Source organism: Acinetobacter sp. S4397-1 (genome assembly GCF_024129285.1).
GTDB classification, from domain to species: domain Bacteria; phylum Pseudomonadota; class Gammaproteobacteria; order Pseudomonadales; family Moraxellaceae; genus Acinetobacter; species Acinetobacter lwoffii_C.
Genome location: NZ_JAMXXZ010000025.1, coordinates 1 through 25840 on the forward strand (window position 1 = coordinate 1; position 25840 = coordinate 25840).

General features: G+C 41.9%; 28 protein-coding genes and 3 pseudogenes. 17 read left to right on the forward strand and 14 right to left on the reverse strand.

Going from position 1 to position 25840, the window contains the following annotated elements; all coding sequences use genetic code 11:
* The coding region (locus tag NI467_RS11240; RefSeq protein WP_253152990.1) for a transposase at nt 1–506 on the forward strand (506 nt) is incomplete at its 5' end.
* A gap of 163 nt (nt 507–669) precedes the next feature.
* Nucleotides 670–1329: a DUF4159 domain-containing protein gene (locus tag NI467_RS11245; protein WP_253152992.1), complete on the forward strand. Its 660-nt coding sequence runs from the start codon at nt 670–672 to the stop codon at nt 1327–1329.
* Between the two features lie 54 nt (nt 1330–1383).
* Here NI467_RS11245 and NI467_RS11250 read toward each other — a convergent pair whose 3' ends face one another.
* The 3 genes from NI467_RS11250 to sul2 all read right to left on the reverse strand — a co-directional run bounded on the left by NI467_RS11250 (nt 1384) and on the right by sul2 (nt 3178).
* A complete protein-coding gene (locus NI467_RS11250; protein ID WP_066570481.1) occupies nt 1384–1899 on the reverse strand; it encodes a dihydrofolate reductase in 516 nt (171 codons plus the stop codon).
* On the reverse strand, nt 1896–2234 hold the full coding sequence (locus NI467_RS11255) for a hypothetical protein (protein WP_253152994.1): 339 nt from the start codon (nt 2232–2234) through the stop codon (nt 1896–1898). The genes NI467_RS11250 and NI467_RS11255 overlap by 4 nt, the downstream gene beginning before the upstream one ends.
* Before the next feature lie 128 nt (nt 2235–2362).
* Nucleotides 2363–3178, reverse strand: coding sequence for a sulfonamide-resistant dihydropteroate synthase Sul2 (gene sul2, locus NI467_RS11260; protein WP_001043260.1), 816 nt, complete (start codon nt 3176–3178; stop codon nt 2363–2365).
* Nucleotides 3179–3273: 95 nt separating this feature from the next.
* Between sul2 and NI467_RS11265 the strand changes: the two genes are divergently transcribed.
* The 4 genes from NI467_RS11265 to NI467_RS11280 all read left to right on the forward strand — a co-directional run bounded on the left by NI467_RS11265 (nt 3274) and on the right by NI467_RS11280 (nt 5864).
* Nucleotides 3274–3975 (forward strand): IS1 family transposase, encoded by a 702-nt coding sequence (locus tag NI467_RS11265; RefSeq protein WP_150923125.1) that lies wholly within the window; start codon nt 3274–3276, stop codon nt 3973–3975.
* Between the two features lie 164 nt (nt 3976–4139).
* Nucleotides 4140–4886 carry an IS5-like element ISAba31 family transposase gene (locus NI467_RS11270; protein ID WP_004787171.1) on the forward strand — a complete coding sequence of 249 codons (747 nt, stop codon included), beginning with the start codon at nt 4140–4142 and terminating at the stop codon, nt 4884–4886.
* Between the two features lie 286 nt (nt 4887–5172).
* A complete protein-coding gene (locus NI467_RS11275) occupies nt 5173–5667 on the forward strand; it encodes a hypothetical protein (RefSeq protein ID WP_253152996.1) in 495 nt (164 codons plus the stop codon).
* Nucleotides 5668–5708: 41 nt separating this feature from the next.
* Nucleotides 5709–5864, forward strand: coding sequence for a hypothetical protein (locus NI467_RS11280; RefSeq protein WP_168526714.1), 156 nt, complete (start codon nt 5709–5711; stop codon nt 5862–5864).
* A gap of 62 nt (nt 5865–5926) precedes the next feature.
* Here the strand turns inward: NI467_RS11280 and NI467_RS11285 are convergent.
* Nucleotides 5927–6157: pseudogene (locus tag NI467_RS11285) on the reverse strand (IS3 family transposase); the annotation flags it as partial.
* A 60-nt stretch (nt 6158–6217) separates the two neighbouring features.
* Here NI467_RS11285 and NI467_RS11290 point away from each other — a divergent pair.
* Nucleotides 6218–7308, forward strand: a pseudogene (locus NI467_RS11290) (IS3 family transposase).
* Nucleotides 7309–7346: 38 nt separating this feature from the next.
* On the opposite strand, the pseudogene NI467_RS11295 reads toward NI467_RS11290, so the two are convergent.
* The 6 genes and pseudogenes from NI467_RS11295 to NI467_RS11320 form a co-directional block, all read right to left on the reverse strand.
* A pseudogene (locus tag NI467_RS11295) lies at nt 7347–7640 on the reverse strand (transposase); the annotation flags it as partial.
* A complete protein-coding gene (locus NI467_RS11300; protein WP_253153007.1) occupies nt 7637–8137 on the reverse strand; it encodes a transposase family protein in 501 nt (166 codons plus the stop codon). The gene NI467_RS11300 and the pseudogene NI467_RS11295, both read right to left, overlap by 4 nt.
* Nucleotides 8085–8480, reverse strand: a complete 396-nt coding sequence (locus NI467_RS11305; protein ID WP_253153009.1) for a transposase family protein — start codon at nt 8478–8480, stop codon at nt 8085–8087. Before NI467_RS11305 ends, NI467_RS11300 begins: the two co-directional genes overlap by 53 nt.
* A 168-nt stretch (nt 8481–8648) precedes the next feature.
* Nucleotides 8649–9917 (reverse strand): OprD family outer membrane porin, encoded by a 1269-nt coding sequence (locus NI467_RS11310; RefSeq protein WP_253153011.1) that lies wholly within the window; start codon nt 9915–9917, stop codon nt 8649–8651.
* Between the two features lie 71 nt (nt 9918–9988).
* Complete coding sequence (locus NI467_RS11315) at nt 9989–11338, reverse strand: MFS transporter (protein WP_253153013.1); 1350 nt, start codon at nt 11336–11338, stop codon at nt 9989–9991.
* A gap of 413 nt (nt 11339–11751) precedes the next feature.
* Nucleotides 11752–12561 (reverse strand): IclR family transcriptional regulator C-terminal domain-containing protein, encoded by an 810-nt coding sequence (locus NI467_RS11320; protein WP_004892333.1) that lies wholly within the window; start codon nt 12559–12561, stop codon nt 11752–11754.
* 154 nt (nt 12562–12715) lie between these two features.
* Between NI467_RS11320 and pobA the strand changes: the two genes are divergently transcribed.
* On the forward strand, nt 12716–13909 hold the full coding sequence (pobA, locus tag NI467_RS11325) for a 4-hydroxybenzoate 3-monooxygenase (RefSeq protein ID WP_152342650.1): 1194 nt from the start codon (nt 12716–12718) through the stop codon (nt 13907–13909).
* A gap of 137 nt (nt 13910–14046) precedes the next feature.
* Here pobA and pcaU read toward each other — a convergent pair whose 3' ends face one another.
* A complete protein-coding gene (gene pcaU / locus NI467_RS11330; protein ID WP_004892336.1) occupies nt 14047–14871 on the reverse strand; it encodes an IclR family transcriptional regulator PcaU in 825 nt (274 codons plus the stop codon).
* A gap of 284 nt (nt 14872–15155) precedes the next feature.
* On the opposite strand from pcaU, the gene NI467_RS11335 reads away from it, so the two are divergent.
* The 8 genes from NI467_RS11335 (at nt 15156) to pcaG (ending at nt 21947) form a co-directional block, all read left to right on the forward strand.
* Complete coding sequence (locus tag NI467_RS11335; protein WP_180192300.1) at nt 15156–15827, forward strand: 3-oxoacid CoA-transferase subunit A; 672 nt, start codon at nt 15156–15158, stop codon at nt 15825–15827.
* Between the two features lie 21 nt (nt 15828–15848).
* Nucleotides 15849–16502 (forward strand): 3-oxoacid CoA-transferase subunit B, encoded by a 654-nt coding sequence (locus NI467_RS11340; RefSeq protein ID WP_180108683.1) that lies wholly within the window; start codon nt 15849–15851, stop codon nt 16500–16502.
* A 138-nt stretch (nt 16503–16640) separates the two neighbouring features.
* The gene (gene pcaF / locus NI467_RS11345) at nt 16641–17846 is read left to right on the forward strand and encodes a 3-oxoadipyl-CoA thiolase (RefSeq protein WP_253153014.1); all 1206 of its coding nucleotides are present in this window, start codon (nt 16641–16643) and stop codon (nt 17844–17846) included.
* 73 nt (nt 17847–17919) lie between these two features.
* Nucleotides 17920–19272: a 3-carboxy-cis,cis-muconate cycloisomerase gene (locus NI467_RS11350; protein WP_253153015.1), complete on the forward strand. Its 1353-nt coding sequence runs from the start codon at nt 17920–17922 to the stop codon at nt 19270–19272.
* A gap of 2 nt (nt 19273–19274) precedes the next feature.
* Nucleotides 19275–20060 carry an alpha/beta fold hydrolase gene (locus tag NI467_RS11355; RefSeq protein ID WP_253153028.1) on the forward strand — a complete coding sequence of 262 codons (786 nt, stop codon included), beginning with the start codon at nt 19275–19277 and terminating at the stop codon, nt 20058–20060.
* Between the two features lie 83 nt (nt 20061–20143).
* Nucleotides 20144–20542: a 4-carboxymuconolactone decarboxylase gene (gene pcaC / locus NI467_RS11360; protein WP_048881503.1), complete on the forward strand. Its 399-nt coding sequence runs from the start codon at nt 20144–20146 to the stop codon at nt 20540–20542.
* A 35-nt stretch (nt 20543–20577) separates the two neighbouring features.
* On the forward strand, nt 20578–21303 hold the full coding sequence (pcaH, locus tag NI467_RS11365; RefSeq protein ID WP_253153016.1) for a protocatechuate 3,4-dioxygenase subunit beta: 726 nt from the start codon (nt 20578–20580) through the stop codon (nt 21301–21303).
* A 14-nt stretch (nt 21304–21317) separates the two neighbouring features.
* On the forward strand, nt 21318–21947 hold the full coding sequence (gene pcaG / locus NI467_RS11370) for a protocatechuate 3,4-dioxygenase subunit alpha (protein WP_004892358.1): 630 nt from the start codon (nt 21318–21320) through the stop codon (nt 21945–21947).
* A 125-nt stretch (nt 21948–22072) separates the two neighbouring features.
* On the opposite strand, the gene NI467_RS11375 is transcribed toward pcaG, so the two are convergent.
* A complete protein-coding gene (locus NI467_RS11375) occupies nt 22073–22552 on the reverse strand; it encodes a MarR family winged helix-turn-helix transcriptional regulator (RefSeq protein WP_075168026.1) in 480 nt (159 codons plus the stop codon).
* A gap of 207 nt (nt 22553–22759) precedes the next feature.
* Here NI467_RS11375 and NI467_RS11380 point away from each other — a divergent pair, with 207 nt between their 5' ends.
* Nucleotides 22760–23818, forward strand: a complete 1059-nt coding sequence (locus NI467_RS11380) for an aromatic ring-hydroxylating dioxygenase subunit alpha (protein WP_253153018.1) — start codon at nt 22760–22762, stop codon at nt 23816–23818.
* A gap of 142 nt (nt 23819–23960) precedes the next feature.
* Here NI467_RS11380 and NI467_RS11385 read toward each other — a convergent pair whose 3' ends face one another.
* Both NI467_RS11385 and NI467_RS11390 read right to left on the reverse strand, forming a co-directional pair.
* Nucleotides 23961–24350, reverse strand: a complete 390-nt coding sequence (locus tag NI467_RS11385; protein WP_127801133.1) for a PaaI family thioesterase — start codon at nt 24348–24350, stop codon at nt 23961–23963.
* Between the two features lie 272 nt (nt 24351–24622).
* Nucleotides 24623–25828 carry an OprD family outer membrane porin gene (locus tag NI467_RS11390; RefSeq protein ID WP_127801134.1) on the reverse strand — a complete coding sequence of 402 codons (1206 nt, stop codon included), beginning with the start codon at nt 25826–25828 and terminating at the stop codon, nt 24623–24625.
* Nucleotides 25829–25840: the final 12 nt, after the last annotated feature.

Consider the following 25840-nt stretch of genomic DNA (forward strand, 5'->3'; position numbering starts at 1 on the left):
TCTATTTGTGTCTTCATAACCTCAAATATATCATCTTGCTTCGGCTGTCACCCTTCTTTCATCTCCTCAGCATACTTTCTGATACACCACCCATTTTCGAACCATTGGATTTCATTGCAAGGCTGGCCGCCCTGGTACCGAAGCCCAGAGTCAACCTAACCCGCTTCCACGGGGTGTTCGCACCCAACAGTCGGCACCGGGCGTTGGTCACGCCGGCAAAACGGGGCAGGGGCAACAAGGTCAGGGTGGCTGATGAACCGGCAACACCAGCACAACGGCGAGCGTCGATGACATGGGCGCAACGGCTCAAGCGTGTTTTCAATATCGACATCGAGACCTGCAGCGGCTGCGGCGGCGCCATGAAAGTCATCGCCTGCATTGAAGACCCTATAGTGATCAAGCAGATCCTTGATCACCTGAAGCACAAAGCCGAAACCAGCGGGACCAGGGCGTTACCCGAAAGCCGGGCGCCACCGGCTGAGCTGCTCCTGGGTCTGTTTGACTGACGAGCCTGAAGGCCAACGATACCAATCAAAATGCTGCGTTCACAGCGCCGCGGCAGGGATCCGCCGTGCTGGTTGTCGGAAAAGGAGCCGCTAGTGGGAAAGAGGAGGGTAAATTTTCAGCGTTGCTGGCTCCCCGTCAGCCGGATTGGGTTGCATCGCAGGGGTGTCGAAAGAGTCAACTGCGGTCCAAAGCTGTTGGACTTGGGTGAAAAGGGCGTTTATTCTTCCTATACGTCCGTATCAGTTTGCTGTTTTGAAATACAACGGCGGCGGTGACTATTACGCCAATCCTACCTCTGTACCGAATTTAGTGAAATTCTGCAATGAGCAGCTGAACATGAATATTTCTCCGGATGTTCCGTATGTGGACGTCGGAAGTCCGGATCTGTTCCTGTACCCGTTTGTTCACATGACGGGACACGGAAATGTGGTCTTTTCCGCTCAGGAAGCGGAGAACCTGAGAACTTATCTGATGGGTGGTGGTTTCCTTCACATTGACGATAATTACGGGATGGATCAGTTTATTCGGGTGGAAATTAAAAAGCTGTTTCCCAATCACGAATTGGTAGAACTGCCTTATAACCATGCGATCTTCAATCAGAAGTACAAATTCAACGGGTTGCCTAAAATTCACGAGCATGATAATAAGCGGGCACAGGCATTTGCGATTATCGAAAACGGAAAAGTAGTTTTACTATATACCTATGAAACCGACCTGGGAGACGGGTGGGAAGATCAGGCAGTACATAATAATTCACAGGAAAAACGCAGGCAGGCACTACAAATGGGAGCAAATATCGTAATGTATGCGTTTACAGAATAAAGCAAAGTTGCTCATTCAAAAAAACAGGCTTTATACACCGGATACAACAGAAAATTAATCTATCGCTGAATCGTTTTTTGTGTACTTCACTATTTTAAATCCGGCTTCGTGTTTTTCATCGGCAGGGTGTTGACAGACTTCTTCTTTCTTCCATTCCGATTCATTCAGTTGTGGGAAAAACGTATCAGCATCATAGCTCTTATCAACATGAGTAATGTACATTTCACTGACAACATTCAGTGCCTGTTTATAAATTTCTCCGCCACCGATAATAAATACGGTACGATCGGTTTCATTTTTATAATGCTCCAGGCATTCTTCCAAGGAATGGAAAAGCAGGCAACCGGGAGCGGCATATGATGTATTTCGTGTAAGCACGGCATTTTCCCGGTTGGGAAGCGGACGAAACCGTTCGGGAATGGATTCGTAATTTTTACGCCCCAGCACAACAATGTTTCCGGTGGTCGTTTCTCTGAAAAAGCGCATATCTGCCGGGAGGTGCCACATCAGATCATTGTTTTTTCCAATGCCCCCTTCCCTGTCCATTGCTACGATTAACGAAATTTTCATTTTACTTCTGTTATTCCAAACCGGTTAACGTGAACAATCTTTGTTTCGGTTTTATTGAGAACAATGGCATCAATTACCTTCTTATTTCCTTCCGCAGCCACCAGCGAATCCGAATAACCGATCAGGTAATGGATCTTCCCGTTCAGATCATTCACTTTGTAAACAATTGCCATGTGCGGAAGTTCCTCCTTCAGGTGTTTTAACTCAGCCTCTTTTACCTTTACGGCATAATATCCTTTCATGATCCGCTCAACTGCAGCGTCTCTGTCCATGCGGTACTCTCTGATGTTTTTCCCGTGTTTTTCCATCAGCTGGCGACTGTCTGCAAAAAACAAATCTCTGGCAGCCCGATCTGCACTGCTGAAAAACGTGCTGTCCAGTTCGTCGTATCCATAGTCGGGTCGCCCTCAAAGGGGACATGCCTGCTGAACCGCGAATATAGAGAAATATCCCGAATGTGCAGTTAACGAATTCTTGCGGTTTCTTTCAGCGCCGCCAATACCGCCAGCCCGTCGCGCAAGGGGCGCGGCTCGTGTGTGCGGATGAAGTCAGCTCCACCTGCGGCGGCGGCAAGCTCTGCAGCGAGTGTCGCGGCCCCGACATCCCCCGGACCACGGCCTGTGAGCGCGCGCAGAAAGGATTTGCGCGAAACAGACAGAAGCACCGGCAAATCGAAGCGCAGCCGCAATTCATCGAACCGCGCCAGCACCGAGAGCGAGGTTTCGGGAGCAGCCCCCAGAAAAAACCCCATGCCGGGATCAAGGACAAGGCGGTTGCGTTTGATACCGGCACCCGTCAGCGCCGCGATGCGCGCGTCAAAGAACGCCGCAATGTGATCCATGATGTCGCCAGCGGGTGCCTCGCGCCGATCTGCCTGCCCGTCTTGCACCGAATGCATAACGACGAGTTTGGCAGATGATTTCGCCAATTGCGGATAGAACGCAGCGTCTGGAAAACCGCGAATATCATTGAGATAGGCCACACCACGCGACAAGGCATAGGCTTGCGTCGCGGGTTGATAACTGTCGAGCGAGACGGGAATGCCATCTGCCTTGAGCGCGTCCAGCACCGGCGCGATACGCGCGATTTCTGTGTCGGACGAAACAGGCGCGGCGTCGGGATTGCTGGATGCCGGACCGAGGTCGATCACATCTGCCCCCTCGGCCATCAGCTTACGCGCCTGCGCAATGGCTGCGTCTGGCGCCAGATACCGGCCTCCATCGGAGAAACTGTCCGAGGTTATGTTGACGATGCCGAAAATGATGAGCGATTTATTCATGGGGGCTTCTATAATAATAATAGGTGGTGTATCAGAAAGTATGCTGAGTTAATAAAGGAGAGTGACAGCCGAAGCAAGATGATATATTTGAGGTTATGAAGACACAAATACAGATCAATTGCCCCGACTGTCACAGTCCCAGTTTAAAGAAAAATGGCATAAAAAGCTATGGCAAGCAGAACTACCAGTGCAAGGACTGCAAACGCCAGTTTATTGGCGATCATGCCCTAACTTATAACGGCTGTCACTCTAGAATAGAAGATCTCATACGACTGATGACTGTCCGAGGTTGTGGTGTTAGAGACATAGCCGTTATAGCCAAGGTTAGTATTGGAAAAGTGCTTAGCACCATAGGCTCATCCATTTACAAGATTGTACCTAAGAAGCGCTACTATGAACGCTTAGAGGTTGATGAGTTTTGGACTTACGTGTATCGCAAAAAGCGTAAAGTTTGGCTTATTTATGCTTATGACCGCGCTACCAATGAGATTGTCGCTTATGTCTGGGGCAAACGTGACCTGAAAACAGCTAAGAAGCTAAGAGCCCGTCTTAAACAACTGAAAGTCAGCTATGGTTCTATTAGCATGGATAACTGGGATAGCTTTATAACCGCATTCAAGCCTGACAAGAAACAAATCGGCAAGCAGCATACGGTAGGCATAGAAGGTAATAACTGTCGCCTTAGGCACCGATTGCGACGAGCCGTTCGAAAGACCTGCTGCTTCTCAAAGAAGTTTGATAACCACTTTAAGGTGTTTGATTTGGTATTCTTCTATGTCAATTATGGCTATGTCTGATGTCAGCATACTTTTTAGAACACCACCCAACCAGTTACATATTATGGAAATACACCTAAATATAAGGGAAATACAATATATATTTAGGGTGTGTTGACACTTTTAGCTTAAAAAAATAGCGAAGTAGTAAAATCAAATCGCCAAACCCAATTTTACTATTCGCTATGCCTCGTACCATGCTGACAGATCAACACTGGCAAAAGTTGAAAGTTATTCTGCGTAATTTATCCATTCACCACAACTCAAATTTACGCAATTTTATTGAAGCTATTCTCTATAGAATTAGGACAGGTTGTCCGTGGCGAGATATTCCTTCTTGTTTTGGTCATTCAAACTCTATTTTCAAACGTTTTAATCGTTGGTCAAGCAGCGGTAAGTTACTTAGATTATTCAAATTACTAGCCTCATGCCCCGATATGGAGTGGATTTTTATTGATGGCTCTCATGTACGTGCTCATCAACATTCTGCCGGCATAGCGAATCAATCTATTTCTAAAAGTGCAGGAGGAAACTCCTCAAAAATACATTTGATTGTTGATGCACATGGCAATCCTATTGATTTCATGATTACCGATGGAACCACACATGATGTTAAAGTTGCACCTGATTTAATATCAACATTAGATTTAAAAGAGACAAAAGTGGTATGTGCAGATAAAGGCTATGATTCAGAACCACTGCGTGAACAGATCAGGAAAACAGGGACTAAAGCGAATATACCAAAGAAAACGAATAGCCAATCGAACAATGACCATATGGACTGGTATTTATATAAAATCAGGCATTTAGTTGAAAATATGTTTTGTAGATTAAAGCAATTTAGAGGAATAGCTACTCGATATGACAAGCTCAAAAGAAATTATCAAAGTTCTGTTGCCTTAGCCTGTATATTTTTATGGCTACCGTTATAGGGTTAATTATGAACAGTAAGTGTCAACAGACCCTATACATCTATAAAATGTGATTACTACCCAAGTGGTGCTCCAACAAACCTAACATTTCCTATCAGTTTTATAATTCAAAAAATTGAGGAAGAGCCCGATATATACGTTATGTTTCTTACCGAGACATCTAGCATAGGTAATATCACATTAAAAGGTGAATTCTTCAAAGGTACCTATGACGATCTAAAATTTCATTTTCATATATGGGAAAGAAAACAATTGAATTTTTTGCAAAAAAATAAATGAGATGTCTATGAAAAAATTAAGTATGACGTTGTTAACTATAACAACTGTATTCCTTAACCAACACACATACTCAGAGACTTATGAGATTGACGTGGATATGTACTATGAAGGGGTAATAAATAAAAATTACGAAGTATCAGACCTGAAAAAGTTTGAGGAGGTTTTATGGAGAATGAACCAAAAAGGCATTCAACGTTATCCCTTCAAAAAAGGTGCCGTATCTTTTCATACCGCCTGGATCAATACAGAAGGCGCACATTTCAAGCTATCGATAGACGGTGTAAATAGCATTTCACAGCTGTATGCAACTCTCCCCAAAAATCAAAAATCTAATGAATTTTTCTCGCAATTTTTATGTGGTATTGGTAGAGATGTTCCAGAGTTATTTTTTTCCAATTTTTTTAAGAAAACTTTAAGCGGAAATATGAAAGTTGATTTCTTAGATGAAAATAAAAAGGTATATAAAACAATTTCAGAAAACGTAAAAAACTGTAACCATTAAAAATAATTTAATATTTTATATACAATTAGGCATTAAATAATATGGGTAGTGCAATTTTTAATATAGGTTGTAAATTTTTAATAATAGTTTTATGGATTTGGGGAATTGTTGTCGCTAAAGGCTTTTGGTGGACTGTATTAGCAATAGTATTTGCTCCATATGCTTTATATCTTGCGATAGTTGATATTTTTTTCTAAGTAAGAAAAACCATTGTATGTGATATACGCTGAATTATCAGGAGACTTTCCCTTGGGAGATTCTAGGCAGCCAACTTATAAAAGTCTTCGGCCATTTGATTTGGTGTCTTAAAACCCAAACCCTTTTGAATTCTTTGATGATTATAAAATAATTCAATGTATTTTATAATATCTGCTTTGGCTTCTTCTCTGGTTTGATAGTTGTAATGATGCACTAACTCATTTTTCAGTATTCCCCAAAAGCTTTCAATCGGTGCATTATCGTAACAGTCTCCGTGCTTGGGTAATCCCCCCTAAAAATAATAGGATCTAAAAGTAGAATTTTCTCTTAAGATACGAGCAGGAGATTCTGCATGAAAACATCTAAATTTACTGACAGTCAGATCATGTCCATCTTGAAACAGGCTGAATCTGGCACACCTGTAGCGACCCTTTGCCGTGAACACGGCATGAGTAATGCTACCTTTTATAAATGGCGTACCAAATATGGTGGTATGGATACATCATTAATGGCTCGACTGAAAGAGCTAGAAGCCGAAAATACCAGACTTAAAAAGATGTATGCGGAAGAGCGATTAAAGGCCGAAATCATCCAGGAAGCGATGGCAATGAGCAGCACTGCTGCGCAAGGGTAAAGCCATCTTGCCGGCGTAAGATGGCACAACAGGCAGTTGCCCAGCATGCCATTAGTATTCGTTTGGCTTGTAAAGCATTTGGCATTAGTGAAACCTGCTACCGCTATCAAGCCAAACTCAGCGATGACAATGCACTCATTGCTGAACAGCTCATTGAACTCACTGAGGAAAATTCCGATTGGGGCTTTGGTTTGTGCTTCTCGTATTTACGGCATGTTGAGAGTTGCTGCTGGAATCACAAGCGGGTTTACCGCATTTACTGTGAGTTGGCACTGAATCTGCGTATTAAACCGAGAAGAAGACTAAAACGGCATGCGCCTGAACCATTGAAAGAACCAATCCGAGAAAATCAGGTTTGGTCATTAGATTTTATGCATGATCAGCTTTCCGATGGTCGCAAGTTTCGATTATTGAATGTGATTGATGATTACCGCCGCGAAGGCCTAGCCATTGAAGCAGGGTTCTCATTGCCCACAATTAGGGTTATTCGTACGTTGAATCAATTGCTGGAGTGGAGAGAAAAACCGTTAGTGATCCGATGCGATAATGGTCCCGAATTTATCAGTCACGAATTTGTGCGCTGGGCTACTGAGCACGGTATTCGTATTGAATATATTCAACCGGGTAAGCCACAGCAGAATGCGTATATTGAACGCTATAATCGGACCATACGTTATAGTTGGCTGAGCAAGCATTTATTTGATACTTTGGATGAAGTACAAGATTATGCAACAAACTGGTTGTGGCATTACAACCATGAAAGACCACATCAAGCTAACAAAGGAAAGCCACCTCTAATGGCTGCTTAACCTCTACTTTTAACTTCGGTTATTTATGGGAGGATTACCCTACAAAGCGTCTTGAAGTCTGGTGCTGTCCAATCTAATCCGCAAAGTTTAATTAAGCTTTGAACAAAACCAGTAACCATGCGTAAAGTGAGTCTAAATAGAGATTTGATCATCAAACAGCATTGAATCGCTATGTCGGAGTGGGTTTGACTTCGACCTTGTTTGCCTTGAGGTTCTGCATACCATTGTGTTTTTGGATCGAACCAAATGGCAATATTCCCACGATTAATGAGAGCTCGGTTATATACGGGCCAATTGGTTGTGCGGTAGATTTTGTGTGTAGGCTTCTTCATTTGGAAATTATATTGCCGAAGGAGTCCTTAAGAACAGCTTTGTGCAACAAAGCCATTCCAGCGATTAAATTGAATCTCAAACCAAGCCTTTTACCTCTATTTCGATAACGCTCAGCAAGGATTTTGAAGGTTTTCAGGCTGCCAAATACATGCTCAATTCCGATTCTTCTTTTATTGATTTCTTGATTATAGATTTTCAATTCAGGATCCAATTTACAGTGTCTTTTGGCTTTTAATGGCAACAGGCTATTCGGATACAACACATAAATCCCCTGATAGCCTTTATCTGCAAGAATAAAAGCCCCAAAAGGAATCTGGTTTAAATTGCGTTTGAACAACTCGAAATCATGCACTGCACCGCGACTGGTACATAAACTCAGAATTTGCTGAGTTTTGTAGTGAATCATGGCCTGTACTTTAAAGGTATGGGTCTTTTTCTTGCCGCTATAGCTTTTCTTCTGTTTTTTTAGGCCTTTGGATTGGAATTTCCGTGGCATCCACGATCACAACATTCCAGTCAATGCCTTCGCCCTCGGGTAAATCTTTGGGTAAATTAAACAGATTGGACCGAATCAGGCAGTCTTCAACATAACGGACAATTCTTGAGGCTGTGGGCTCTGAAACCCCGTAACTCGTCGCAACGTGAAATAAGGTTCGGTATTCCCGCCAATAGCTCAGACAGAGCAGAACCTGATCCTCCAGGCTTAACTTGGGCGGTCTGCCTTTGGCAGAGATATGCTTCTGCAATTGATCAACCATCAAATAGAAAGTTGACCATGAGATGCCTGTGTATCGCTTGAACTGAGGATCAGAAAGCTTGTTTGAATCGATGTATTTCATCCGCAGATTATGCACGAATGCTAAGAAATCCGGAGTGCAAATATTAACCAAAAAGAAGATCGTTTTTTGATTTATGAAAGAGATCTAATAAAAGCAAATTAGGTTTGGACATTACTCTTTTGAATAATGTCCGATCAAAAACATTTATTCCTCAAATTTAAGTATGATTTACTTAAATTTCCAAGTGTAATCAATATTTACACGGGTTTCATTATCGGAGCGGAAAGCCATACCTTGTGCAGGCATATCATTACGATAATGACTGTAACGCGCGCGCAGGTTTAAGCCTTCAAGCTTACCTGTTGGAATGCGATAGCTTAAATCGAAATCTAGTGCATCTTGTTCAAATTCTTTGCCCGGTAGATTTCTAATTTCAATATCCACTCCTTTACTATAACGGGTCATAAATTTAAGACCATTAAGTGCTGTGTCTTTAAAATCGTAGTCATAACGGACGTGGTAGACTTTTTCATTAATATTCGTAAAGTCAGCACTCATACTGTCTAGGAATACTGCAGGCTCAGCCCCTGCTAATGTAGGTAGGGCAGTATCACCAAACGATTGCATATAGCCAAGACTAAAGGTGTGATTGCTACGATTCAAACCGAAGATCCCGCCGAAGTGCTGGTTCTCGATATCACCTGCAAGGGCATCACCTGAATCTTCACTCACGAACAAACGTAAATCAGATAGGAAATTACCGATGCCAATATCATGTTTGGTTTTTAGACCCAAGAAACTTTGTTGATATACATCATGTAAGTCTGCATGAAAAATTTGTGTCGCAATCTGATCATTTACCTTATATTCAGCCCCTAACATATGCAGGCCAGAAGATTCCGCAGCAGTGTTGAATCGTCCATTAGGATTACCTACTCGAATTTTTTCATAGTTAGTAGAATCTCGCTGGTTGACACGGTCTGTATAAAGGGCGTGAACCTTTAAATTTTCTATTTCATTAAACTGGAGATGAGCACCACGATAGTTCTGCTGAAATAGACGGGCAGGGCTGGAAAATAATACAGGGAACATCGGTGTTAATGTCCCTACATGTAAAGTCGAGTCCTGTACTTTTGCCTTGGCAGTCCAACGGATCTCACCATATTGGTCAGCACGCTTTCTGTCTTTGCCTACAGGTAATAAACCTGAAGCAGCATACTCATTGACACTATCACCCAATAAGTTAAAACCTGCCAGGCCTAGAATATCTACACCAAATCCGACCACCCCTGGCGTATAACCAGAATTTGCCTTTAAGATAAAACCCTGTGCCCAGTCACGTGCTGCTGGAAAATCATCTCCGCGCTTATAATCCCGGTCAAAATAGAAATTACGTGCTGTCAATGTGACCTGTGAATCATCAGTAAAACTGTTTGCAAACGCAGGAGCTAAAACTACAGGCGAAAGTATCCCCAAAAAGATTGCAGAAAATCTCATAATATTGTCCCTATATATTTAAATAGAGCTGAACTTCATGTTCAGCTCATCATAATGAAGCGATAAAAGTGTTATGAACTTACAGTTGAGCTTTGGAAATTCAGTTGAGCTGCGTGTTTATTTTGTAATTTTGACAGGCTTAGAACAGTCATAATCGCAAGAACAAAAGCTCCCGCATAATAGCCATACAGGGTAAGGGAAGAAATACCGCCGTCTAAGAATGCACCAGCAACCAATGGTGATAAAATTCCACCAATACGACCAAAACCAATTGCAGAACCTACACCGGTAGCACGAACATCTGCTTCATAAATTGATGGCGACATAGCATAAAGACCTGCCACACAGCCATTTGACAATACGCCCAGAAAAACAGATAGGATAAAGGCAATGGTAAGTGTGCTAGTACTATTCACAAAGAGCAGAATTAAAATAGCGGTTAATGCCAGGAAGGCAGCTTGCACATAGAATATACGTACACGTGCACTGATGAGACCAATTAGGGCTGCACCAAACATCCCTCCCGCACTGATCAGTACACCTGCAGTCACCCCTTGTTCAGTCGTCATGCCATTTGCAGTCAAGATTTTTGGTGTCCAGCTCATTACGAAGTAGAAGCCAAACATCACGAAGAAGAAACTTAACCAAAGAAAAATAGTTTGTAAGCCAAGACCAGCAGTGAATAATTTGGCAATTCCTATTTTAGGCTGTGCTGTATTATGGATAACTTCAGGAAGCTGAGGAATACGAGTTAAACCAATACGTTGGCAGAGATGATTAATACGATCCAAAGCATTTTTTGGCTGTTTAACCAGCAGGTAGTCAAGTGATTCAGGTAAAGTGAAGTATGCTACCACCAGCATTAACATGGTCGTTAAGCCACCTGCAAGGAACACAGAACGCCAGCCGAAATGGCTGATCAAAGCAATTGCGATCATACCACCAATAGTTGCACCAATTGCATATCCAGTGGACTGCAAACTTACTGCCAGGCTTCTCCAGCGTAAAGATGCATATTCACTGGCAATCACATTACTGCTCGCTAAAATACCACCAATCCCCAGACCAGTAATAAAACGCATAATACCGAGTTGAGTTGCATTCTGTACTAGTGAAGCAGCAATCATGCTGACACTACTAATTAGTAGACAAAGCAGGATTAACGGGCGACGACCAATTTTGTCTGCCCAAGGTGCCAGGAATAAAGAACCAGCCCCCATACCAAATAGACCAGCACTTAATAAAGCACCTAATTGCGCACCTGTAAGTCCCCATTCAGCTGATACCGATGATGCAGTGAATGCCATCACCAGCACATCGAAGCCATCGATGACATTTAAAAGAACACAGATACCGATAACAAACCACTGATATCTATTCATGGTTTTGTTATTCATTTCCTCACGAGGGTTCTGAACCATTTACTTTCTCCATGGATTTAGACACCTATCGCGGGGATATGAACCTATCAACGAATATCAATAATTGATTCATTTAATCAGCCCTACCTAGCCCTTAGGTGTCATCCTAGTAATGTTTTTAATATGTTCATCGCACCAAAACCCGTCCATGTTTTGTTGCTGAAGTTTTAATCAGCAAATCTGCGATATGCAAAATGTAGCATTATTGGATCCAAATTCAAGCATAAAATAAATGTTTTAATCGTTTTTATGGATTAATTGGATCCACAGATCCTAGGAAATCATTGAATAATCAAGTGAAATACTAGGAATTAAAAAGTATGAATACAGGCATTCATTTTGTAAAAAACAATATGCATGATCAATTACTCAGCATATAAAACATAAATGAGTATAGAAATCATGCAATATCATCAAAGTATGGCACGCAAATCATGAGCAGTTTGTTTGAGCAATGGAAGGATATTTTGTATTAAATAATTGGCATCAATCCGATTGCTTGAGCCTATACAGTTTAGTGCAGCTACAGTATCTCCCTGCATATTTAAAATCGGTACGGCCATCGCAATGATTCCTAATTCATGTTCTTCTGTAGAAATACAGTAATCAAGCTGACCCACTTCCTGCAATATTTTTAAAAATACTTGAGGATCCGTAATCGTGTAAGGAGTGAGTCTTTTCAGGTTGAATTTATCTAGCCATTGCTGTTGGGCTTCAAAACTTAAACGTGAAAGCAATATTTTACCCGTTGATGTTGCATAAGCAGGCAGGCGATTCCCCAGATGTACACCAAGCGGACTAAGTTTGCTGGTATCAATTTGGGGAGCAATACTTTTTGCGACAGGTACGACTTCATGCTCATCCAGCACTGCCACCGAATAGCTTAAAGCAGTTTTTATGCTTAAGAGATTAAGCATGGGCTGGGCAACTTTCGGTAAATATGCAGAACTGAGATAAGCACTGGAAAAGCGTAGCACCTTATAGGTTAGCCAGTAAAAATGTTCATCTGTATCGAGATAACCCAGAAATTTGAGTGTACGGACATAGCGTCGTGCCGCAGTACGGCTTAGTCCGGTACGTTCAGCAATCTGAGTAACATTGAGCTTTTGACGTTCAATACCGAAGCATTCTAGCAAACTTAAACCTTTTGCTAGACCTGCAATGTAATCATCATATTGAATAGACTCATTATTATTCTCACTAAAAATTAAATCCTTGCGCAATTATATATCCCTCATTAGTTATTTTCTTAAATATCTTGTCCGATCATCGGACAAAAGTCACCTATTTCGGTAGGGATTGAGGCTAAAGTCTAGGCAGAAACATAAAAATTTTTTAGCTTGTAAAAAAGGATGGCTATTAAGGAATTGTCAGCATATGGAAATTTTAAATACTAAAGTCGCAATTATTGGTTCAGGTCCAGCAGGATTATTGCTTGGACAATTACTCTATAAAGCCGGTATTGATCATATTTTAATTGAGCAGCGTAGTGCTGAGTATGTAGCAAGCCGTATCCGTGCTGGTATTCTCGAGCAGGTATCTGTTGACCTTTTGGCTGAAGCCGGTGTAGATGCTCAACTCAGAGAAAAGGGCTTACCACATAACGGTATTGAAATTCTAACCAATGGTGAGAAACACCGTGTGGATCTAACCCAACTCACCGGAGGTAAGCAGGTCACTGTTTATGGTCAAACTGAAGTAACCAAAGACCTGATGCAAGCACGTATTGAAGCGCAATTAATGTCTTTCTACGAAGCAAGTAATGTACAAGTTCATGAATTTTATGGTGAGCAGCCTTCGGTGACATTTGAACATAAAGGCCGTCAGGTCACAGTTCAATGTGATTTTATCGCAGGTTGTGATGGCTACCATGGTGTATGCCGTGCAAGTGTTCCTGAAGATAAAATCAAGACCTTTGAAAAAGTGTACCCATTTGGCTGGTTGGGTGTACTTGCAGATGTACCACCAATAGCAGATGAGTTGATTTATGTACAATCTGAACGTGGTTTTGCATTATGCAGTATGCGTTCAAATACACGTAGCCGCTACTATTTACAGGTCCCATTAACAGACAAAGTTGAAAACTGGTCAGATGAGCAATTCTGGGAAGAGTTGAAAAACCGTCTTGATCCTGAAAGCCGTGAAAAGTTAATCACAGGTCCTTCAATTGAAAAGAGTATTGCACCATTACGTAGCTTTGTAACAGAGCCAATGCGTTTTGGGAAATTGTTCCTGGCAGGGGATGCAGCGCATATTGTGCCGCCAACAGGTGCTAAAGGTTTAAATCTTGCTGCATCAGATATCGCATTCTTGTCTAAAGCCTTGATTGAATACTATGACAATGGTTCAGAAGCCGGCATTGATAGCTATTCGGAAAACTGTTTAAAACGTGTCTGGAAAGCAGAACGTTTTTCTTGGTGGATGACACATTTACTTCATCGTTTTGAAACAGAAACTGAGTTTGAACATAAAATCAAACAAGCAGAATTAAGCTACATTTTAGGATCAGAAGCAGGGCAGACGACACTTGCTGAAAATTATGTAGGCTTACCGCTACAAAAAGCGAGCTAAGTGCAAATTTAAAGACTTTTGTTATTTAAATCTGCGCTAGATTCAAAACACATCGAGTTCATTTGAGCTCGATGTGTTTTTTTATTTTAGAGAAAAGGTATTCATTTACAACATTCACATTCTATCTAGAAAATGGCTTAAACAAATTGACGGAATTCACGCGCTGTTTGTTGTAGTAAAGGCAAAATATGCTGTTGTAAATATTCTTTACTGGTACGTCCAGTAGGAGATACGATATTTAAAGCAGCAACCACATCGGCACGGTGATTATAAATTGGAACTGCGAGCGCATGAACACCAAGTTCATGCTCTTCTGCTGAATAGCAAAATTCATCAGCACGAATTTGCTGTAATAGAGCTAAAAATGCCTGATTATCTGTATAGGTGTATTTGGTCAGTGATTTTAAAGGATATTGCTCAAGCCATTCTTGCTGTGACTCAGGACCTAAATAACTCAATAAAACTTTTCCTGCTGAAGTAGCATGCGCGGGTAACCGATTACCGAGATGTAAGCCATAAGGATTGACTCGATCAGTTTGTTGATGGGCGGCACTACGCGCGATGGTAATCGCCTCAAAACCATCCAAGACCATCACAGAGTAAATTAATGAAGTTTGCTGGGTCAGTAAATTAAGAAGTGGTTGAGCAATCTTGGGTAACTGTGCTCCACTCAGATAAGCCCCTGAAAATTTAAGTACTTTGGGACTCAAAGAATAAAAATGTCCATCAAAATCTAAATAACCAAGATATTCCAGTGTCAGTAAATGACGACGTGCAGCAGCTCGTGTAAGTCCTGTCTTTTCAGCTGCCATACTAACGTTTAAACGATATCGATCATTGGCAAAGCAATCCAGAATCGCCAGCCCCTTACTTACTCCAGCAATAAAATCTTCATGACGAATTATTTTTTTATTTTCAGGATTCTGGATCAGCTGATCGCGGGCACCGTTATTGATTGTCATGTCAATTCCTTAATCTTCATATATTAATTCACTCACTATTTTTACAGTTGCTTTATTCAATTCTGAGAATTAATAAAATTTTTGTTCGATCATCGTGCAATGATTATGTAAACCGTACAAAACTATTTTTAAACCGTAGTCGAAAGCTTGGAATTTATCAAGAATAGATCACACAGAATCCTAAAGATTTTGGTTGGAATTTGTTCTCCGTCCAGAATGTGTTCAAACCAGAACCTTAGGTTCTCAAAATTTTTGTACTGAGTGGCAATACATGGAGTTATTTGATGATCGATAAAAGTTCTGCCTCACTGGTCGAAGCACTTTCACAAATCAAACACGGATCTACCATCATGATCGGTGGTTTTGGTACTGCAGGTCAGCCTGCTGAGCTGATTGATGGTTTGATCAAACTTGGTGTTAAAGATCTGGTGATCGTCAATAACAATGCCGGTAATGGCGACTACGGTCTGGCTAAATTACTCAAAGCTGGTGCAGTGCGTAAAATCATCTGCTCATTCCCGCGTCAGTCTGATTCCTGGGTATTTGACGAATTGTATCGTGCTGGAAAAATTGAACTGGAACTGGTGCCACAAGGAAATCTGGCTTGCCGTATTCAGGCGGCTGGTATGGGCTTAGGTCCAATCTACACTCCGACTGGTTTTGGTACGTTGCTGGCAGAAGGCAAACCAACCATGAACTATGAAGGCAAAGACTACGTTTTAGAAAACCCAATTAAAGCTGACTTTGCTTTAATCAAAGCACAGCAAGGCGACCGTTGGGGTAACCTGGTTTACCGCAAATCTGCACGTAACTTTGGCCCAATCATGGCGATGGCTGCCGATGTCACGATTGCACAAGTCTCTGAAGTGGTTGAGTTAGGTGCTTTAGACCCTGAACACATCATCACCCCGGGTATTTTTGTACAACATGTTGTACGAGTGAAACCTGCACAGTAATCACGGATTAGGAGAAAAGAAATGAGCTATAGCAAACTGACCCGTGACCAGATTGCTGAACGCGTTGCCCAAGACATTCCAGATGGTGCCTATGTCAACCTCGGGATTGGTCTGCCAACCAAAATTTCAAACTACCTGCCTGCAGATAAAGATGTATTCCTGCATTCTGAAAACGGTTTATTGGCCTTTGGTCCAAAACCTGCACCAGGTGAAGAAGATCCGGAACTGATCAATGCCGGTAAAGAATATGTGACCATGCTGACCGGTGGCTGTTTCTTCCATCATGGGGATTCTTTCGCGATGATGCGTGGCGGTCACTTAGACATCGCCGTATTGGGTGCGTTCCAGATTGCAGAAAATGGTGACCTAGCCAACTGGCATACCGGTGCCCCAGATGCAATTCCTGCAGTAGGTGGTGCAATGGACCTTGCAGTCGGTGCCAAGAAAGTCTTTATCACTACCGATCACGTCACTAAAAAAGGCGAGCCAAAAATTGTAGCGGAACTGAGCTATCCGGCGACTGGCCTGAAATGTGTAGACCGTATTTATACCGACCTGTGCGTGATTGACGTGACAGATGAAGGCATGAAAGTGATTGAGAAAGTCGAAGGGCTGTCATTTGAAGAATTGCAGTCGATGACGGGTGCAAAACTAGTTGATGCGACTCAAGGTTAATACACTTTAAAGGTAATTTTAAATCCCCCTAAATCCCCCTTTTCAAAGGGGGACTTCCACCTCGTGATTTTAGGTAGGAATCTCCTCCCTTTTTTAAAGGGAGGTCGGGAGGGATTAAAATAATTTGGAAAAATAGATATGAAAAACGCATACATCATTGATGCCATCCGTACCCCACTCGGCCGTTATGCCGGTGGACTGGCAGTTATTCGTGCTGATGACTTAGGTGCGCTGCCAATTAAAGCTTTGATGGAACGCAATCCAAGTGTGAACTGGGAGCAGGTCGATGATGTGATCTATGGCTGTGCCAATCAGGCCGGTGAAGACAACCGTAACGTCGGCCGTATGTCGGCTCTATTAGCCAGTTTACCATACCAAGTACCTGCAACAACGATTAACCGTCTGTGTGGTTCATCACTGGACGCGATTGCGATTGCAGCACGTACCATTAAAGCGGGCGAAGCTGAACTGATTGTCGCGGGTGGCGTTGAGTCAATGAGCCGTGCGCCATTTGTGATGGGTAAATCTGAATCTGCTTATGGCCGTAGCCAAAAGATTGAAGACACCACCATGGGCTGGCGTTTCATCAATCCGAAACTGAAAGAAATGTACGGCGTAGAAACCATGCCGCAAACGGCTGAAAATGTCGCTGAACAGTTCGGGATTAACCGTGCCGATCAGGACAAATTTGCCCTGACCAGCCAGCAACGTACCGCTGCAGCACAAGCCAAAGGTTTCTTTGATAAAGAAATTATTCCGGTGGTGATTCCACAACGTAAAGGCGAACCGATCGTTGTCGATACTGATGAACATCCACGTGCTTCAACCACAGCAGAGGCATTGGCAAAACTGAAACCTGTGGTGAAAGCAGATGGTACCGTCACAGCCGGTAATGCATCAGGCATTAACGATGGTGCAGCAGCACTGTTGATTGCATCGGATGACGCCATTGCACAATACGGTTTAAAACCGCGTGCCAAAATCATTGGCTCAACCGTCGTCGGTGTTGAACCGCGTATCATGGGCTTTGGTCCTGCGCCTGCCATCAAGAAACTATTGGCACAAACCGGTCTGACTTTAGAGCAGATGGATGTGATCGAGCTGAATGAAGCTTTTGCTGCTCAAGCGTTGGCTTGTACCCGTGACCTTGGCATTGAAGATGGTTCAGAGAAAGTCAATCCAAACGGTGGCGCGATTGCTTTGGGTCATCCACTCGGTGCTTCAGGTGCGCGTCTGGTGACAACCGCACTGAACCAGCTTGAACAGACTGGCGGTAAATACGGTCTTTGTTCAATGTGTATTGGTGTCGGTCAAGGCATCGCTTTGATTATTGAACGTGTATAAATTTAAATACCTTTCATTTTTTGCTTAAAAACAATGAAAGGTATTTAAAACGAGTTAGAAAAAGGATATTCAAATGAGCCAATTATACGCAAGTCTATTTTACCAAACTGAGATCACTGCAATATTTAGTGATGAAGGGGTAGTGCGTTATATGTTGCAAGCAGAAGCAGCATTGGCTCAAGCTCAGGCAAAAGTGGGTGTGATTCCTGCTTCAGCGGCAGCAAATATTGTGCACATTGCCCAACAACAGGTGATTGAGGTCATTGACTTTACTTCGCTTGCAAGTGCATCAGGACTTGCTGGAAACATTGCGATTCCCTTTGTGAAGCAATTGACGGCTGCGGTTAAAAAAGTCGATGAAGATGCTTCGCGCTATGTGCATTGGGGAGCAACAAGCCAAGATATTATTGATACGGCCTGTATTTTACAGTGTCGAGATGCCTTAAATATTATCGAAAAACAGTTGACGGAAGCTATTCAAGCAACTCAGGTACTTACCGAACAATATCGTGATCAAGTCATGATTGGTCGGACATGGCTACAACAAGGCTTACCAATGACGTTCGGTCATAAAACTGCACGTTGGCTTTCAAGCTTACAGCGGGATTTTGAGCGTGTGCAAGCACTCAAACATGTTGCGCTCACTGCACAATTAGGTGGAGCTGTGGGTACACTTGCTTCACTTATTGATCAAGGCAGTGCAGTTATAAAGGCGTTTGCAGCAGAACTTCAACTCAATGTCCCGGATTGTACTTGGCATGGCGAACGTGATCGTATTGTGGAAATAACCCATGTGCTTGCCACAATTACAGGTAACTTGGGCAAGATGGCACGCGATTGGTCATTGATGATGCAAACCGAAATTGCAGAAGTGTTTGAACCAAGCGGAGCAGGGCGTGGCGGATCATCGACGATGCCGCATAAACGTAATCCTGTTGCAGCAGCCTCAATTCTGGCAGCAGCCAATCGTGTCCCTGCACTCATGTCAAGTATCTATCAAAGTATGGTTCAGGAACATGAACGTAGTTTGGGGGCCTGGCATGCTGAGTGGCTGGCACTGCCTGAAATCTTCCAATTATGTGCTGGTAGCCTGCAACGTGCGATAGAAGTTTTTGAGGGCTTGGAAGTACAGACAGACAATATGTGCCGCAATCTAGAATGTACTCAGGGCTTAATTATGGCAGAAGCCCTCATGATGTCTTTGGCACCGAAGTTAGGTCGACTCAATGCACATCATCTAGTTGAGGCCGCATGTAAACAGGCAGTTGCTGAACAACGTCACTTATTAGAAGTAGCACAAAATCATCCTGAAATTTTAGCTGTATTTAATTCGGAACAATTAAGCCAGATTTTTAATCCACAAAATTATTTAGGTAATACCCAGCAGCAGATCGATGCGGTATTGCAACGTGTTCAAGGAAAATAGCCATCATGACACTTATCAATAATCGTAATGGCCAACAATTGGCTGTTTACACTTTTGGTGATACCGCTCATCCAGCCCTTATTTTTTCGAACTCATTGGGTACAGATCACGGCATGTGGCAGGCTCAAGTTGCTGCATTTGCTGAAGACTACTTTGTGATCTGTTATGACACCCGCGGTCATGGTAAAAGTGCGGTCATTGAAAATAGCACACTGAGCAACTTAGCTAATGATGTCATTGATATTCTTGATCACTTCAAAGTTGAAAAAGCGCATTTTTGTGGTATTTCGATGGGCGGAATCACTGGTCTGCAATTGGGTTTAATCGCGCCACAGCGTTTCCTGAGTATTACCATTGCCAATTCAGCCGCGAAGATTGGACAAGCTGAAGCATGGTTATCACGTGCAGATGCGGTCGAAGAACAGGGATTGGCCGATATTGTCAGCACAACACACACCCGGTGGTTCAGCAACAAATTTGATTATATGCACGATCGCCTTGCACAGCAGACCATTCAAAGTTTGTCAGTGACACCGCCGAAAGGCTATGCAGCATCGTGTCGTGCACTCGCTCAAGCTGACTTACGTGAACGGATTGAAATGATTCAAGTCCCTTGTCTGGCGCTATGCGGTGGGCTTGATCCTGTGACAACGGTGGCAGATGGCGAATTTATGCAAGCACATATACCGAACTGTGAGATTGCGGTGCTAGATGCTTCACATTTATCAAATATTGAGGTTCCACAAGAATTTAACCAAGTCTTTGCAGAATTTATTGCAAAGTACTGATTTCAATTAAAGATCATTATGGAATGAAGGTGTTCCTCAGACATTTTCACTCCGCCTTATCAGCGTTAAAGAGTGTATTGATCATGAATGATGAAGAACGTTACAAACAGGGAATAGAAGTGCGCACGGAAGTGTTAGGTGAAGCACATGTCGGACGCTCTTTGGAAAATTTAAATGACTTTAATGAAGACTTCCAAAACTTCATCAGTCGTTTTGCCTGGGGAGAAGTATGGTCACGTCCAGGTTTACCACGTCATACCCGTAGTCTGGTAACTATCGGTATTTTGCTCGCATTGGGTCGTGAAGCTGAGTTACGTATGCATATTCGTGCATGTTTTAACAATGGTGTTACCAAAGATGAGCTTAAAGAACTGTTTTTACATGCTTCCTTATATGCAGGTTTACCTGCTGCAAACGCTGCAATGCACATGGCAGAGGAAGTTTTTGTAGAACTTGGTATTACACCGACCAAACTTAAATAACGGACGATTTTTTAGAATTGAACAAGGAGAGATTCATGATTCAGAATCAACTAGGCGCTTATGCGCAACGTAATACGGATGATCATCCACCGGCCTACGCACCGGGTTATAAAACCAGTGTGCTGCGTTCGCCGAAAAATGCACTCATTTCAATTGCGCAAACCCTGACTGAAGTAACGGCACCACATTTCACCTCAGCACTTTTAGGGCCTAAAGACAATGACTTGATTTTGAACTATGCCAAAGATGGTTTACCTGTTGGTGAACGTGTCATTATTCATGGTTACTTGCGTGACCAATTTGGTCGTCCGGTTAAAAATGCCCTGATTGAAGTCTGGCAGGCAAATGCTTCTGGTCGTTATCGTCATCCAAATGACCAATATATTGGTGCAATGGATCCTAACTTTGGTGGTTGTGGTCGTATGCTGACGGATGAAAATGGTTTTTTCATTTTCCGTACCATTAAACCGGGTCCATATCCTTGGCGTAACCGTATCAATGAATGGCGTCCTGCACATATTCATTTCTCGGTAATAGCAGATGGCTGGGCACAACGTCTCATTTCGCAATTTTATTTTGAAGGCGATACTTTAATTGACAGCTGCCCAATTCTAAAAACGGTTCCTTCAGAGCAGCAACGCCGTGCTTTGATTGCCTTGGAAGACAAGAGTAATTTCATTGAGGCTGACAGCCGTTGTTATCGCTTTGACATTACTTTACGTGGTCGCCGCGGAACTTATTTTGAAAATGAATTAACGTGATAAGGAGCATCATGATGAACGGTTGGAATTTTCAGGAATTACATGAAACACCATCTCAAACAGGTGGTCCATACGTCCATATTGGCCTGATGCCCAATCAGGCAGGCATTGAAGTATTTGAGCATAGTTTTAATAACCAATTAGTTAAAGCTGAAACTCAAGGTGAACGTATTCGCCTTGAAGGTCAGGTATTTGATGGCCTCGGTCTACCTTTACGTGATGTATTGGTTGAAATCTGGCAGGCAGATGCAAATGGCGTCTATCCAAGTAAGGCAGATATTCAAGGTAAACAGGCTGATCCACATTTCTTTGGCTGGGGCCGTGCAGCTGCAAACTTTGAAACGGGGTTATGGAGCTTTGATACGATTAAGCCAGGCGCTGTACCGGGGCGTAAAGGTACCCGTCAGGCACCGCATATTGCTTTAGTCATTTTTGCACGTGGTATTAACTTAGGTTTACATACTCGTATTTACTTTGATGATGAGGCAGAAGCCAATGCTAAAGATCCATTGCTGAATGGAATCGAATGGGCGCCACGTCGTCAGACTTTAATTGCCAAACGTGAAGAACGTGATAGTGAAGTGGTTTATCGTTTTGATGTACGTATCCAGGGTGATAATGAAACGGTATTCCTAGATATCTAAGCATGCGATAAAAAGCGGTAAAATGACAAAAGGTCAGCATTTGCTGACCTTTTTAGCGAGAGATATTTCAAGATAAATAACTTATGAAATGTCAACAGACCCTATTTAAATCATAAGGTTGATAGTTATTTTTGAATATATTTTTCTATAAAAAATTCATTAATATCATTAATTTCACAATTTAAAATATTTAAGATCCGAATTAAATGCTCTTGATCTTCGTCAGAAAGTACCTCTAAAATTTTTTCTTCTCGCTCTTTGGCTACTTGATACATTTTTTCATACATGATTAGACCAGCAGATGTGAGCGTATTTTTTTTCACACGAGAATCTTTTTTATCTACTGTCATTTTAATATAACCACGTTCTTGGAGTTTTGCCAAAGAGCGACTCACAGCGCTCTTATCCAGTCCAATAACATGACAAATTCTACTTGCAGGAATATTCTCTTCAACCGCTAAAAGAGAAAGAATGCGCCAATCTGTGACTCCCATATCAAATAAAAAAGCATACAGTTGTGATGCACCATTCGACATCTTATTTGAAAAAAAGTTAATTAAAGCAGGAATATATCGATCTAATTGAAGTTTAAGTGAAGTATCCATACAGCGTGTATCAAAAAGTCTTTAAACCACTTTAACATGGATTGTTAATATTTTGTTGTCATGTCAACCAATTGGTTAACATGACAACTAATTTCTCCTATTTTTATTCATGTAGATCTTATTCTGTTTTAAAAAACTCGTAATTTTTCTTCAGGATAATTGTGTTTAAGGAAAGCATCAGAATCATTATAAAAAGGATGTAGTGCTATGAATAGTGGTCGTCAAATTAAGCTGGTAGATCAAGAAATCTCAACAAGAAGCCCTTTCCCAAAAGATCAGTGGTATATCATCGCACTCTCTAAAGAGCTACAAGATAATTTACTTGGACGTAAAATTTTAAATATTCCAACGGTTATCTTTAGAGATAAAAAGGGCAAAGCTGTTGCACTAGAGGACCGCTGCTGCCATAGGGGGATGCCGTTATCCCAAGGACTTTTGGAGCAGGGTAAAATTCGCTGTAGCTACCATGGATTGCTATATGATGAAAATGGACAGTGTATAGAGGTTCCAGGGCAAAATAGAATCCCTTCAAAAGCGAAAATCAAATCATTTTATCTTGAAGAAAAACAAGGTTTGATCTGGTTGTGGTATGGAAAAGAAGAAAGTGTACCTCTCATAGAAGCACCAGACTACCCATATCATGATGATCCAGATTACTTATATGATGGAGACCGATATCATTATCAGGCACCTTATCAGCTCATTCATGATAATTTAATGGACTTAAGCCATTTAGCCTATGTTCATTTAAAAACTATTGGTGGTAATGCAAAAGCTCATATGAATGCGACCATGAAAACCAAAGTGATAGGTAATCAAGTCATAGTCACACGGCATATGCTTGAATCGGACCCACCGCCAACCTACAGTATGGCTTATCCGTTTAAAAATAAAATAGACCGTTGGCAAGAAATTGATTTTCGAGTTTCTCATATCCGTATTTGGACAGGAGCCATAGAAGCAGGTGATGACTCCCTGGAAAATCCAGATCGTAAAGGATTTCATATGAGAGGGTTTCATGCAATTACGCCTGAAACAGAGAATTCTTGTCATTATTTTTGGACCATGTCGACCAATCCTAAACATGACCGCGAACATATTGCAAAGTTAGTCATTGATCAGACAAAACAGACTTTTGATGAAGATAAAGAAGTGATAGAAAACCAGTACAAGAACCTAGATGATTTTAATCATCCTGAGATGATCGGTATACATATTGATGTGGGTCTGACCCATGCCCGACGAATCATTCAGTCTTTAATTTAAACATTAAAATAATAAGCTTTATCTATTTATGCTAATTGCAACAGTAGGTTATTTAGTTTCTAGCCTACTGTTGCAAATAACCCATTAACCATTTGAATTAGTTAAAATAGCTATGATGATCAGCTAACTTCTAAAGGTTACCTTAAGACAGAATAATGAAAGAGGCACTGGTTTTTGCAACCAGTTTATTATGTTGCCATGCTTCACTTTCAATACTCAGAATTGTTTTCCCTTCTTTAATAAACCAAGCTTTTACTTGTACCTCACCCACATCGCAGGGTCTAAAAAAATCCATAGAAAGATTGATGGTTGCTGCCGGTTTTTGACTCTGATTTAAGGCTGCTAGAATGCCCATTGCATCATCAAGCATTGCGCAAATCATGCCGCCTTCTACTGTACCACGTGGATTGGTAAAGTTTTCATTAGCTGTATAGTTTACTGAAATTTCACGTCTATCTGCATGCCACTGAATATCATGGCCATTTAGAAGTCGATGGATAGGCGGTAGGTTTTGAAAAATTAGTTGATCCATAATCAGCGATCCTTATATATTATTTATATCAAAAAATGAACAATATAGAGTATGTTAGAGATAGTTTATTTAAGTTAGGGAATGGTATCGAAAAGCTTTTTTTTAAAAAAGCTACCTAATTTATTTTAGGAAGCTTAATATATAAAAAATTCTAATTACAATTCTGACGCTGTCATCTAATGTTTTTCAAACTTGGATAGTTTGGAGAATATTAAATGTAAACATATAAGAGACCTACTCATTCCTCCCTTGAAATTTGGATATCAGAGTTTTTAAAACTTTTTGCTATAGGTGGTAAAGAAGCGGTTTTCAGTATAATCACCATTAGTATTATTTTTATAGTTTATATTTAGCCATTTAAAACCTAAACCCTTGAGTTTTCCTTCCTTCACCCTATAGTCTATAATTAAGTCTAGTCCACTTTCATCATAGCCCTTTTGCCCCTTGATGCTGTAGTCCTGACCATCCACATAACGAACGAGCACATTCAATCCGGGGACTAACCAGCTAGCATCATGATTAAAAGTAAAGTGATAAGCGAGTTCATTCGCTTTATTAAAAATTCCTGTCCAATGAATGTAACTTAAAACGGGTACACCACCATCGAGCATCGGGAAGTCGCTTTCCCCGTGGATTTTTTGAATTCCCACCCCAAAAGTATTGGCACCATAACCGACTTCCTGCAAGAGGCCATAATACTGGTTGTCAACATTACCTAAATATTTGGCCCCGCTCTCCTCGGTATAATAATAGCGGAACTTAGTATTTAATCTTAACTGGTCAGCTTGAGTTTTATATTGCACCCCCAGGGAATACTGATTATACAAGTCTTCCAGTTCACTTAAAAACAGCTGGGTCTGGAGCTTGTTCTGCAAGGCACTAAATTTTAAATCGATATACCCCAGTCCGTCGGACTCCTTTTTGGATACCGATATTTTCCGAAAATCTTCTTCATTACGTGGTGAATATTTATCCAGATAGCCTACATCCAGCTTGAGCTGTTCAGTCAGCTGGCCAGAATATACTAGTCCCTGATAAGTAGTGACGAGTTGACGTGTATAATCGGTGGTGGCCAAGGGGGTATCTACCCACTGTTCACCCCAGCTAATTTTATGTTGCTGGTATTTTAGCCCGATCGAACCTGCGACTTTATGATAACTTGAAGCCTGCTCTCGAGTGACTGGATTGAAGGGTAAAATCATGTCGTTTAAGTGCTTATCCTCACTGAGACGCTTTGCGTATTGCAGCGACCCGGTAAATGTAAGTACAGTATTTTCAGTCAGTGCATGCTCGCCCTTTGCGCGGGCAATTACCCCCTGACTCCAGTTGCCAATCGAGGGCTTGGCCCGATCATTAAAATCCCGTTCTACATACAGGTTTTTTAGCTGGATATCCAGATTTACTTCTTTTGCGCAGGCGAAGTTAACCGTTGCTGCCAGGGTGCAGGCCACTGGCACAATCAAAACGTGCTTGTTCATACTTAATCCATT